The organism is Acinetobacter johnsonii ANC 3681, from assembly GCF_000368805.1.
In the GTDB taxonomy this organism is placed as follows: domain Bacteria; phylum Pseudomonadota; class Gammaproteobacteria; order Pseudomonadales; family Moraxellaceae; genus Acinetobacter; species Acinetobacter johnsonii.
Genome location: NZ_KB849709.1, coordinates 38,690 through 50,453, shown reverse-complemented (window position 1 = coordinate 50,453; position 11,764 = coordinate 38,690). Strand labels below are relative to the sequence as shown.

8 protein-coding genes and 1 pseudogene are annotated in these 11,764 nt (G+C 41.2%); 6 read left to right on the top strand and 3 right to left on the bottom strand.

Annotated elements, in window-relative coordinates:
* The first annotated feature begins 44 nt into the window (after positions 1–44).
* Positions 45–539: an Lrp/AsnC ligand binding domain-containing protein gene (locus tag F946_RS16040; RefSeq protein ID WP_004984696.1), complete on the top strand. Its 495-nt coding sequence runs from the start codon at positions 45–47 to the stop codon at positions 537–539.
* 66 nt (positions 540–605) lie between these two features.
* Here the strand turns inward: F946_RS16040 and putP are convergent, their stop codons facing one another.
* Positions 606–2,129, bottom strand: coding sequence for a sodium/proline symporter PutP (gene putP, locus F946_RS16035; RefSeq protein ID WP_004984695.1), 1,524 nt, complete (start codon positions 2,127–2,129; stop codon positions 606–608).
* 559 nt (positions 2,130–2,688) lie between these two features.
* Between putP and aspA the strand changes: the two are divergent.
* The 5 genes and pseudogenes from aspA to F946_RS16015 all read left to right on the top strand — a co-directional run.
* Positions 2,689–2,941: pseudogene (gene aspA / locus F946_RS17585) on the top strand (aspartate ammonia-lyase); the annotation flags it as partial.
* Positions 2,942–3,293: 352 nt separating this feature from the next.
* Positions 3,294–3,659, top strand: coding sequence for a hypothetical protein (locus tag F946_RS16030; protein ID WP_004984693.1), 366 nt, complete (start codon positions 3,294–3,296; stop codon positions 3,657–3,659).
* 140 nt (positions 3,660–3,799) lie between these two features.
* Positions 3,800–7,258: a transcription-repair coupling factor gene (mfd, locus tag F946_RS16025; protein WP_035327350.1), complete on the top strand. Its 3,459-nt coding sequence runs from the start codon at positions 3,800–3,802 to the stop codon at positions 7,256–7,258.
* Positions 7,259–7,489: 231 nt separating this feature from the next.
* The gene (locus F946_RS16020; protein ID WP_004696995.1) at positions 7,490–7,924 is read left to right on the top strand and encodes an HIT domain-containing protein; all 435 of its coding nucleotides are present in this window, start codon (positions 7,490–7,492) and stop codon (positions 7,922–7,924) included.
* A 58-nt stretch (positions 7,925–7,982) separates the two neighbouring features.
* Positions 7,983–9,446 carry an adenylate/guanylate cyclase domain-containing protein gene (locus tag F946_RS16015; protein ID WP_004984691.1) on the top strand — a complete coding sequence of 488 codons (1,464 nt, stop codon included), beginning with the start codon at positions 7,983–7,985 and terminating at the stop codon, positions 9,444–9,446.
* Between the two features lie 75 nt (positions 9,447–9,521).
* Here the strand turns inward: F946_RS16015 and fdx are convergent, their stop codons facing one another.
* Both fdx and hscA read right to left on the bottom strand, forming a co-directional pair.
* Positions 9,522–9,860, bottom strand: a complete 339-nt coding sequence (fdx, locus tag F946_RS16010; protein ID WP_004697000.1) for an ISC system 2Fe-2S type ferredoxin — start codon at positions 9,858–9,860, stop codon at positions 9,522–9,524.
* 16 nt (positions 9,861–9,876) lie between these two features.
* Positions 9,877–11,736, bottom strand: coding sequence for a Fe-S protein assembly chaperone HscA (gene hscA, locus F946_RS16005; protein WP_004984687.1), 1,860 nt, complete (start codon positions 11,734–11,736; stop codon positions 9,877–9,879).
* Positions 11,737–11,764: the final 28 nt, after the last annotated feature.

Genomic DNA, 11,764 nt, shown 5'->3' with positions numbered 1-11,764 from the left:
GAATAACTCACTATAATTTGTATCCTATTTAGAGATTAATTCAGATGACGAGCCCAATTTTTAGCTTGGACCGAACAGATATCAAAATATTAGATATTCTTCAAAGAGATGGAAAAATATCGAATATTAAACTTGCCGAAGAAGTGAACTTATCAGCGACGGCTGCTTTGGCTCGGGTGCAAAAATTAACCAAGGAAGGCTTTATTCTGAGTTATGAAGCACGCTTAAATCCAAACATGCTGAATTCCAGTTTTGTGGTTTTTGTTGAGATACTTTTGGATAAAACCACGCCACATGTCTTGGATGACTTTCGCCATGCCGTACTACAGCATGATGAAATTGTGGAATGTCATATGACCAGTGGGGGCTTTGATTTTGTGGTGAAGATTCGTTGTGCCAGTATGGATGAGTTCCGAAAAATCTCAGGCCAAGTCTTGTGGCAACTACCGGGCGTTAAAGAAACGCGCAGTTATCCTGTGATGGAAGTCATCAAAGAAAGCTCACGTATTCAACTTAAGTACAAACCTTTGTCGAAATAATTGAGTGCATGAGATGCAAAAAAAAGGGGCTTAAAAGCCCCTTTTTTTGTTGGTCTACACGTTCAATTAACGTTGTGTAGATTCTTCTTTCATTTCAGCCATGGCTTGTTTGTACATGCTATCTGCTTGTTCAAAGCGTTGTACTACTTCAGCTTCAGGGGCTTTACCCATTAAGCTTACAACTACAATGCTGATCCAAGAGAAGATGAAGCCTGGAATAATTTCATATAGACCTAAGTGTCCTAATGCATTTTTCCATACAATCACAGTTACCGCACCAACAATAATACCTGCAATAGCACCATTCAAGGTCATGCGCTTCCAGAACAAAGACAAGATAATCAGTGGACCAAATGCCGCACCAAAACCTGCCCATGCATAAGCTACAAGGCCTAGAACTTTACTGTCAGGGTTGCTTGCTAAGCAAATTGCAAGAACAGCAACTGCAAGAACCATGAAACGACCCACCCAGACCAATTCTTTTTGAGAAGCGGTTTTACGGATGAATGTTTTGTACATGTCTTCTGTCAATGTTGTAGAGCAAACCAGTAACTGACAGCTTAATGTACTCATCACCGCAGCTAAAATTGCAGCTAAAACAATGCCTGCAATCCATGGGTTGAATAATATTTTAGTCAGTTCCATGAACACAGTTTCAGGGTTTTGAGAAACCACAGCCGCCAGTTCAGGGTGTTGTTGGAAATATGCGATAGCAATAAAACCTGCACCTACCGCACCACCTAGACATAAAATCATCCATGTCATACCAATGCGACGCGCAGCAGGAATTGTTTTCACAGAGTCTGCAGCCATGAAGCGCACTAAAATGTGTGGCTGACCAAAATAGCCTAAGCCCCATGCCAATGATGACAGGATGGCAACAGTACTGAGCTCAGAGACAATGTGCATTGCTTGTGGGCGAGCCGTTTCAAGTAGGACTGTGAACTGTGCAGCATTACCATCAATCGCAAGATAAGTCATGATTGGGGTAAGCAGCAGAGCAAAAATCATTAAGCCTGCTTGAAAGGTATCTGTCCAGCTAATTGCAAGGAAGCCGCCGATACATACATAACTGATAGTTGCAATTGCGCTAATCCAAAGAGCAGTGGTGTAGTCCCAGCCAAAGATGCTTTCAAATAAACGTGAGCCAGCGACCATGCCTGAAGCACAGTAAATCGCGAAGAATACTAAAATAACGATCGCTGAGATCATACGCAAGATACGTTTACGATCTGCGAAACGACCTGTGAAATAATCAGGCAGGGTGAGGGCATTGTTTTGGACTTCAGTATGCACACGTAAACGTCCTGCAACCAATAACCAGTTGAGCCATGCACCAATGATCAGACCTACAGCAATCCACGCTTCAGACAAACCAGACAAATAAATTGCGCCCGGTAAGCCCATCAGTAACCAGCCACTCATGTCTGATGCACCTGCAGAAAGCGCAGTAACCACACTTCCTAAACTACGACCACCTAAGATGTAATCATCAAAGTTGTTTGTGGACTTGTATGCATACAAACCGATGCCAACCATGGCAATGATATAAACTAAAAATGTGACGAGGGTGGGGTTAATTTGACTCATAGGCATTCCTTGGCAAAATCCGACTTGGGAGATTTTTTAATCGCTTTGTTTGAGACGGCGATTCAAGCATAAAAATAAAATTACACTCTGTAACAGTTGTGAGGTGTTTTTGTATATTTTGTGTAATTGTTAATTGTTTTTTAAAATTAAACAATAAGTTGTTGAAAATATGTTGTTTATTGGTCAATTATTATTCTTTTTTTATAGGCTGGATGCAATTCTAAGCTTTTATTTCGTAAAATCAGCAGGCTAATTATAATTTTTGATTTTTTATTGCTTACGAAAAATTACATTACCTACAAAATAGGCGCATTTACATATAAAGTGTTTCATTTATGGAATGTATTTACAGCCATGAAATGGGTGAAAAAGGCGAATATTTCACTATTTAACTAACTTTCTTAGGGCATTCATACTTTGGGTGCATAAGAAAACTTTCAAATTTCTAATTAGAAAATAGGAATTCAATGGCATTTTCTGCATGCTTTGGCGCAAGTGAAAAAAGAGTCGGCATAAATTAACTGCACATTTGGCAAAAATCTCTCCTGAAATTATGTAGGCCATTGCAGTGGCATGTGAACAATTGATCCAACCACCTGAAAGTTGGTCACACGCTTTTCCCTTGCATCTAACCATAGATGTCTATCAAGGTGTAGCGGGCACTTCAATTAATATGAATAGCAACGAAGTGCTGGCTGGCCAATCTTGCATTGGAGCATCTATCCCTTACTAAAGGTAAATATGATTTTATTTTCAAAAACGATCATATCAATAAATATCAATCGACCAATACTTTCTACAGTGGCGCTATGTTTAGCAATTAATTGGTGTTGGTATTCTCACTTTGTTTAATCGAATCTTAGGTCATGCGAAATGTGATGAAATGGGTAAACAGTGTATTGCGGAAAACAAAACAGTTCAGTGAGTGGTATTGGAGAAAGGGTTGTTGACTTAATAACCCTTAGGTCGCATTTTCTCATTTGAAACTTGGCTGCTGAGGTGACGCCTAAGGTTGTATCTTTAGCATACGCTAGCTAGAACATTTATAACTATATATAGGTATAAAAGTAGTCAATGCGCTGCTTTTATACTTTTTAGCCGATACAAACTAACAAAAGGTAGCAGTTAGAACTACAATAAGCTTGAGTGAAGAACCATGATTAGATGTCTATGCTGAGTAAATTAAGCCAATTATTTAAATTAAAGAAAGATGCGCCAGAACAACTTTTTTTGCAGCAGCATCAGATTGAATATGATGATGAAAAAGGCTTTATCATTGAAGGTATTGTGCTAAATGCCATACATGCTGAACGTTTGGTCTATTTTTCAAATCGTAGAATTAGTCAGTTTGATGACCTCAATGCACTTTTTTATAGTGCTATGTTAATCAATGAGAAACTCGACTTGGAAATTGCCAATGAACGATTTGTCGCACGTTTAGGTAATAATCTAGAAAACTTAACTGAACTAAAGCGAATGATTAAGCTACTCAATGACTATTATTACCAGTTTATACGCGACAAAAAATAAGTCTTTTAAAAGCCATAAATTTGAGTTGTAAAAAGGACTTAGCGCTAGATTGATGTTGTTCTTGTCGTGAAAAATAACATGCAACGAGAGGACATCATGCTAGTATATGACGCATGTTTTTAAACGCTAAAGCCATGTCCATGTTCCAAGAAAAAATCTCCCAACTGAATGTGCAACAACTAAAAGCAGGCGAAAAACGTTGGCTGGGAAATTTGCTCGGCTCTTCAGCTGCATTATTCATTCATACGTTAAGTACACAAAATAAAAAGCTCTTTGTAGTTGTGGCAAAAAATAATCAACACTTAGCACAACTCGAAAGTGAGTTTGAATTTTACGGTATTCGACCGACCATTTTTCCAGACTGGGAAATTCTGCCTTATGACCGTTTATCTCCTCATCAAGATATTGTGTCTGAGCGTCTCGCGATTTTATCCAATATGCCGCAAACAGGTGTCTTGCTGATTTCGGCTTCGACCTTGGCGCAGCGTGTAGCGCCGACTTCGTGGGTGTTGGGAGAGCACTTTGATATTCACGTCGGTCAAAAGTTTGAATTGGAACAGCAAAAGAAGCGTTTGATTCAAGCAGGCTATCATTTGGTCGACACAGTATATGACCATGGTGAATTTGCGGTTCGGGGTAGCATTATGGATATCTATGCCTCAGGTCAAGCCGCACCAATTCGCATAGACTTGTTTGATGATGAAATTGAAACCCTCAAATTTTTTGATCCTGAAACACAGCGCACTACGCAAAACTTACAACAATTTTCCGTATTACCGGCTAAAGAGTTTCCGCTGAAAGAGGCACGCAGCATATTTCGTGATCGCTATGCAGAAATGTTTCCGACGGCAAATCCAAAGAAAAATCCAATTTATCAGGATGTGTTAGAAGGGATTGCATCACCAGGGATTGAGTTCTATTTCCCGCTCTTTTTCAGTGCAGCGCAGATGGAAACCCAAAGTACACTGCTTTCGTACTTACCAGGTCATTCCATTGTCATTACAGATAAGCAAGTTGATGATGGTTTAGATAGTTTTTGGAAAGAAATCGATCGCCGTTATGAAGACCGCCGCCATAATGTTGACCAGCCAATTTTAGCCCCTAACCATCTTTTTATTTCGACCAATCAAGTTTTAGAACAACTCAATACCTTTCCACGTATTATTGCTTCAGTCGAGGCTTTTGATCTAAAAGCGGGTGTGACCAATTTAAACACTGAACTTCCACCACGTTTAGCGGTCGATCCTAAAAATGAAAAGCCCTTTCACGCGGTTAAACAGTATATTGATGCTGCTAACCATCCAGTATTACTGGTTGCTGAAAGCGCGGGGCGTCGCGAAACTTTAAAAGATGCATTGCGTGCAACACTGGGAGAGATTCCTAATGTTGAGAATTTTGCTGAATTTCAAAAATCCTTACATGCCATTGCAATTACCAGTGCACCATTAGAGCGTGGCTTGGTATTAAAAGACAGTATTAGCATCATTTCTGAAAATCAGTTGTATGAGCATCGTGTTGTACAGCGTCGTCGTAAACGCCAGCAAGAGGTTTCGGAAGAGTTTCTCATCCGCAGTTTGACTGAACTGAGTATGGGCGCTCCGGTGGTGCATATCGACTATGGTGTGGGGCGTTATGCGGGCTTAGTTACTTTAAGCATTGATGATCAAGACTATGAGTTCTTGCAGCTCGATTATGCCGATGCGGCCAAAGTTTATGTTCCTGTCACCAATTTACATTTGATCAGCCGCTATAGTGGCGGTGACCCGGACTTGGCACCCTTGCATAAGCTGGGTACTGACGCTTGGAGCAAAGCAAAGCGTAAAGCATTGGAGCAAATCCATGATGTAGCAGCGGAGTTATTGCATATTCAAGCCCGTCGTCAAGCCAAACCAGGTTTTGGTTTTGAGTTAGATCAAGGTCAATATATGCAGTTTACTAGTGGCTTTGCCTATGAAGAAACACTCGATCAAGCCAATGCGATTGAGGCAACTTTGTATGATATGCAACTGGCTAAACCGATGGATCGCTTGGTCTGTGGCGATGTGGGCTTTGGTAAAACCGAAGTTGCGATGCGCGCAGCATTTTTAGCGGTACAGAACAACAAACAAGTGGCTGTTTTGGTGCCGACGACGTTGCTGGCTCAACAGCATTATGAGTCTTTTAAAGACCGTTTTGCAGACTGGCCTATTCGTATCGAAGTTTTATCACGTTTTGGCAGCAGTAAATCACATACCAAAACGATTGAAGACTTAGCTGAGGGCAAAGTCGACATCGTGATTGGTACGCATAAAATTCTACAAGAAAGTGTCCAGTTTAAAGACTTGGGCCTGATGATTGTGGATGAGGAACACCGCTTCGGTGTACGTGATAAAGAGCGGATTAAAGCGATGCGTGCAGATGTGGACATGTTGACTCTGACTGCAACTCCAATTCCACGGACTTTAAATATGGCCTTTAGTGGCATGCGTGATTTATCGATTATTGCCACACCACCTGCACGACGTTTAGCGGTAAAAACTTTTGTGCAAGAACATACGGGTGATTCAGTTAAGGAAGCCATCTTGCGTGAGTTACTGCGTGGTGGACAAGTTTATTTCCTGCATAATGAAGTAGAAACCATTGAGCGTGCAGCGGAGAGTCTTCGAGAGCTGGTCCCTGAGGCACGTGTAGCTGTTGCACATGGTCAAATGCGTGAACGCGAGTTAGAACAAGTCATGCAGCAGTTCTACCATAAAGAATATAACGTCCTGGTTTGTTCAACCATTATTGAAACAGGGATTGACGTTCCCAATGCCAATACCATTTTAATTGAACGGGCAGATAAACTGGGTTTAGCGCAGTTACATCAACTACGTGGGCGTGTGGGGCGCTCGCATCACCAAGCCTATGCCTATCTGTTGGTGCCATCCATCAAAGGGTTGAAAGGTGATGCTGAAAAACGTCTGGATGCGATTCAGCGGGCATCGACATTAGGCGCGGGCTTTATGTTGGCTACGGAGGACTTGGAAATTCGAGGAGCGGGTGAGCTACTCGGCGAGCAACAAAGTGGATCCATGCAAGCCATTGGCTATAGCTTGTATATGGAGATGCTTGAAAAGGCGACCAAAGCCATTCAAAAGGGCAAAACCCCAAACTTCGATGCGCCACTCTCACTGACCGCAGAAATCAATTTACATATGCCAGCCTTGATTCCAGATGAATATCTGGGAGATGTCCATCAGCGTTTATTGTTCTATAAGCGCATTAGTAATACGGACAGTCAGGAAAAACTCGATAACATTCGTATGGAGTTGATTGACCGTTTTGGGATACCACCACAACCTGTGAAACAGCTTTTTGCTGTGCATCAGATGCGTTTGAAAGCAGAAATACTGGGTATTACCAAAGTGGATATTGCTGCCAATGGCGGTGCGATTGAATTTTCACCAGATACTCCTGTTCAGGCTATTAGTATTATTCAGATGATGCAAAAACATCCGACCTTTTTTAGGATGGAGGGTGGTCAGCGCTTAAAGGTCATGGTGATGCTAGAGGAATATGAAAAACGGATTCAATTTATCAATGACTTATTGGAAAGTTTGTTGAAAGAATTGCATTAAAATTTAGGTTTAATTTGCTGTGATTTCATACAGATATCAGGTCTTTCTTGTGGACTTGCGCTATAAAAAGAAAGACTTGATTTTTTGATGAAATTTATTAAAGTAATAAATGTGATGTAGTTCAAAGTAAAACGCAGTTTATTTGTGTTGAAACACATTGCTTGCAATATTCACCTCTGATTGGATGTGATAGTATTAGCCATTATTCTAATTTGCATCATTTATAAAGATATGTTTAGTTTGCATCCACAACTTGCTCAAGATACGTTTTTTGTAGGCGACTTTCCACTTTCAACATGTCGCTTAATGAATGATATGCAATTCCCGTGGCTAATTTTAATTCCACGCGTGCCAGGCATCACTGAGTTATATGAACTCAGTCAAGCCGACCAAGAACAGTTTTTACGTGAGTCAAGCTGGTTATCAAGCCAATTGGCTCGTGTATTCCGTGCTGACAAAATGAATGTTGCTGCTTTAGGTAACATGGTTCCGCAGCTCCATTTTCACCATGTTGTACGTTATCAAAACGACGTCGCATGGCCAAAACCAGTTTGGGGTACACCCGCTGTTCCTTATAGCAATGAAGTACTTGCGCATATGCGTCAAACTTTAATGCTTGCACTACGTGGTCAAGGTGATATGCCATTCGATTGGCGTATGGACTAATACACGTGAGAAATCAAATCAGGGATGATTTGATCGTGCGCATAGTGGGGAACGAGCAGTGCCATTAGACGATTGGTTATCTAAAGAGCCCAAACAATTTGAGTATTTCCATCGCGTGATGGGATATGGAATGCTGTCTTTAATAACCATCGTCTATCATTATACGATGGCAGATACGCAATATCAGATTTATGTGCCGCTGTTGTTGCTCATTGTGTTATTGATCACACCACCATTTTCAAGGTGGTTAGGTTATCGCTTCAATAATACGATGCGACGCGGTGTGATGTTTGTTATTGATATTGTCATTACAGCAATCATTTTAGCCGCTGTACATCTCAGTATCGTACTCACATTTTTAACCATTTTTGCTATGCTTTACACGGCTATTAGCAATAAAATTTCTTTTTTGATGGTGTCTTTGGCCAGCCTGATTGGGGTGGTTGTCTTTTATATATCAATTATCTTTGTCTTTGGTTTTGGTGAGTATTTCGAGGCTACCAGTACAGAACTGATCGTATTGGGCTTTTTATGCCTCACCACTTATTTTGGCGTGGGTAGCTATTATCAGCGCAACCAAATGCAAGACATATACCGCCGCAAAAATCACTATTTTGATCAGATGAACCGTTATATGGAGTTTGCCAATCAGCTGAGTCGCTATGCACCTGTTCAGTTGTGGCAATCGATCATGAAAGGTGAGTCTGAAGCGAAAATTGAATACAAACGTAAAAAACTTACAGTTTTCTTTTCAGATATTCAGGGTTTCACCGAGCTTTCTGAAAGCTTAATTCCAGATGATTTAGCATTCCTACTTAATGATTATTTAAAACACATGACCGAAATTGCGAAGCAATATGAAGGTACTGTTGATAAATTCATGGGGGATGCAATTTTAGTGTTCTTTGGTGACCCTAATTCTGAAGGTGTAGAGCGTGATGCTCAAAACTGTTTGGAAATGGCTATGGCGATGCGTCAGCAAATGAAAATCCTGCGCGAGCGTTGGGTAAAAATGGGTTATCCGCCATTACATATTCGTATGGGGATTTCTACAGGGTATTGTCACGTAGGGAATTATGGCGCGTCGCACCGTATGGCTTATACTATTGTTGGTCGTGATGCAAACCTTGCTGCACGCTTACAAAGTGCAGCGCAAGTGGATGAAATCTTAATTTCGGACGATACACATAATTTAGTAAAAAATGATTATCTTTGTGCGCCGAAAGCGCCAATTTTCCTCAAAGGGATTAAAGGTGCTGTGAAGACGTGGCAAGTCGTTGAAAAATATACCTCGCAAAAATCAGACTATCAACGCTGGTTTGATTATGAATATAAAGGATTTCATTTACTGCTGAACTTAGATGAAGTACAAAATTTTGAATATCCGCAGTTAATTCAAGTCTTAGAAAAAATGATTCAACGCATTCAAACCCAACAAAAGATGACCAACTCGCAAGGTATCGTCAAACTCAATCTTGAAGATGAAGTCATAGAGCCTGTTCAGAAAAATGAATATCATTAACTTGATGGTGTGAGATACAAAAGTAAGAGTCGTAAAAAAGCCACTACAATGAGTGGCTTTTTTATGCTTTGAAAATTAGTGATTTTCAGACGCGTGGTTAATTGTGTATTTAGGAATTTCAACTTCTAAGTCTTCATCCACTAACTTCACTTGGCATGATAAACGAGAGTCAGGTTCTAAACCCCAAGCACGATCCAGTAGATCGGCTTCAACATCATTCATTTCTTCTAAGCTGTCAAAGCCTTTACGTACCACAACGTGGCAGGTTGTACATGCAGCGGACATATCGCACGCATGTTCAATCTTGATTCCATTTTTCAGTAAGCTTTCACAAAGATTTGCATTCTGTTCAACTTCAAACTCAGCACCTTCTGGGCAGATTTGCGCATGTGGGAGAACTTTAATACGTGGCATAGTCTTTACCTATAAATTAGTTTGAGTTTGACCAGTCGTCGAGTTTTGTGCCTTTCAGCGCTGCATCGATATGCTGATTCATACGTGCTGCTGCAAAAGCATCACTGTGTATTTTAAGCTGTTCAACAGCAGATTCAATTGCTTTGATTTCTGTTGTTTCAAGTGTTGCTTCTAATGAAGTTTTGGCCGCATTTAAGGTAGCTTGTTGTTCATTCGTGAGTAGGTGAGCATCTGCTTTTAGGGCTTGATCTAAAGCTTCGAGTTCGCGTTTTGCTTCAACTTTGGTTTCTTGTAAGTGACGAAGATTTTTATCTTCTTCAGCAAACTTATAACCATCAAGCAGTAAGCGTTCCATGTCACTATCAGCCAAACCATATGATGGTTTGATGTCAATTTGTGCATGTACGCCAGAGGTTGTTTCTTTAGCTGAAACCGTCAGTAGGCCATCGGCATCCACTTGGAAGGTCACTTCAATACGCGCTTGACCCGCAGTCATGGGTGGAATACCGCGAAGGACAAAACGACCTAAGCTACGGCAATGCTCAACCAAATCACGCTCACCTTGAACCACATGAATCAGCATCGCGGTTTGGCCATCTTGGTAGGTGGTGAACTCTTGGCGACGTGCAACTGGGATTGCGGTATTACGTGAAATAAGACGTTCAACCAAGCCGCCCATGGTTTCTAGACCAAGAGAAAGCGGTGTTACATCAAGCAGTAATGCGCCATCGGCTGTGTTTCCAATCAACTGATTGGCTGTAATCGATGCACCAATAGCAACAACTTCGTCTGGGTTGATGGTACACAATGGCTCTTGAGCAAATACATCACGTACAGCGTTTTGTACAGCATAAGAGCGAGTTGAGCCACCGACCAAAACCACATTCTGAATGTCACTGAGTTCAAGCTTCGCATCACGGAGGACGCGTTTACACACACTAATTGTTTTATCTAAAGCAACTTTGATAATGCTTTCAAATGTCGCACGATCAAGAGTTAAGCTATACTCTAGGACTTGTAAATGAGCGCTTTCTGCATCGGTTAAAGCTTCTTTGGCTTTACGTGCAGCAACTAAAACGTGTGCATATTCAGTGTCATCGAACTGCTCAATGTTGAGTTCTTTTTTTGACCATTTTACGATTAAACGGTCGAGATCATCGCCACCTAATGCGGTATGTCCACCCGTCGCTAACACTTCAAATACGCCTTGAGAAAAGCGTAAAATTGAAACGTCAAAAGTACCGCCACCCAAGTCATAAATCACATAGTTGTGATCATGTGCAAGATTGGTTTCTTGGTCGAGACCATATGCAACCGCAGCAGCAGTAGGCTCATTTAAAAGACGTAATACGTTTAAACCCGCAAGTTGTGCGGCATCACGTGTCGCTTGACGCTGAGCTTCATCGAAGTATGCAGGAACAGTAATCACTGCACCATTGACTTCATTTTTTAAGCTCGCTTCAGCACGATCTTTCAGTTGCTTTAAGATTTCAGCGGACACTTCGACAGGGGTTTTGCGGCCCTGAGCAGTTTCAAAAGCAGGCATTTGATTATCTTCACCCACTAAAGTGTAGGGGTGTTGAAACTTAATGTCGGCTTTAGAGCGCCCCATAAAACGTTTGACTGAAACGATGGTGTTTTTCGGATCGGCAGTCAAAAATGGTTTTGCTTCGTCGCCATATTGGGTTTGGTTTACACCATAATGCGCGATCGATGGGAGTAAGACACGACCTTGTTCATCATGCAAAACCTTTGCTTTGCCTGAAAGTATAGTTGCAACTAGAGAGTGAGTTGTACCTAAGTCGATACCAATGGCAATACGGTGTTCATGTGGCGCACTTGATTGTCCAGGTTCTGCAATTTGCAAGAGAGCCATGCGTTACATCCTTTGAGCGTCAAAAATT

What these genes read in the sequence shown, in the direction of transcription:
- F946_RS16040 (WP_004984696.1), top strand. Translation starts at nt 45, where the DNA reads ATGACGAGCCCAATTTTTAGCTTGGACCGAACAGATATCAAAATATTA.
- putP (WP_004984695.1), bottom strand. Translation starts at nt 2,129, where the DNA reads ATGAGTCAAATTAACCCCACCCTCGTCACATTTTTAGTTTATATCATT.
- F946_RS16030 (WP_004984693.1), top strand. Translation starts at nt 3,294, where the DNA reads ATGTCTATGCTGAGTAAATTAAGCCAATTATTTAAATTAAAGAAAGAT.
- mfd (WP_035327350.1), top strand. Translation starts at nt 3,800, where the DNA reads ATGTTCCAAGAAAAAATCTCCCAACTGAATGTGCAACAACTAAAAGCA.
- F946_RS16020 (WP_004696995.1), top strand. Translation starts at nt 7,490, where the DNA reads ATGTTTAGTTTGCATCCACAACTTGCTCAAGATACGTTTTTTGTAGGC.
- fdx (WP_004697000.1), bottom strand. Translation starts at nt 9,860, where the DNA reads ATGCCACGTATTAAAGTTCTCCCACATGCGCAAATCTGCCCAGAAGGT.
- hscA (WP_004984687.1), bottom strand. Translation starts at nt 11,736, where the DNA reads ATGGCTCTCTTGCAAATTGCAGAACCTGGACAATCAAGTGCGCCACAT.